This is a genomic window from Microbacterium sp. P5_E9, assembly GCF_054049175.1.
In genome coordinates this window covers 1-597 of the sequence record NZ_JBFUMV010000100.1, presented here as the reverse complement: position 1 = coordinate 597, position 597 = coordinate 1, and the positions used below count along the sequence as shown (strand labels likewise).

Sequence of the window (597 nt, the reverse complement as noted above, 5' to 3'; positions counted from 1 at the left end):
TGTAGGCCTTCTTGGTCTTGCCCGCACCGGGGTCCAGCATGGAGACGGGCGTCTCGTCGGCTTGAACGATGCGCGAACTGAGCACGAACGCCCGGTGCGCGTCGTAMAGCGGCATCAWTTGCGCACCGGTCTGTCCGCCCCAGGCCGCCAGCGTCGAGCGCGGSGTGCGCACGCCCGAGCGGGCRTTGATCTGCTCCTGCCGRTAGTACGGAATGTGGTCGACGAAGCGGCTGATCGCCGTATGGGCCTGCAGGCCYGGCGTTGGCAGCGCGTTGTCGAAGACCTGCGGGGCAGCCGGCTCCTGCACCAGCAGCTGGCAGCACTTGCACGCCCACTTGCCGCGGATTTGCCGCTGCACGAAGAACTGCGCCGGCACGATGTCCAGCCGTTCGCTGATGTCCTCGCCCACGCGCACCATCGGTTGGCCGCATTCGGGCGTCGGGCAGCGGGTGTCCTCCGGTTCGATGCGCTGGTCCACGCGCGGCAGGTGCGGCGGCAGTGCYTCGCGCTTGGGCTGGCGGCGCTTCTGGTCCTCGGGTGCTCTCCCGCCTGGGGTGCCCTCCGGGGTGCTGCTCTGCATGGCGGCGAGCTGATCTT

At 69.3% G+C, this 597-nt stretch carries 1 protein-coding gene; it reads right to left on the bottom strand.

Annotated elements, in window-relative coordinates; translation table 11 throughout:
• The coding region (locus ACXJ3V_RS20435) for a transposase (protein WP_457102186.1) at positions 1-580 on the bottom strand (580 nt) is incomplete at its 3' end.
• Positions 581-597: the final 17 nt, after the last annotated feature.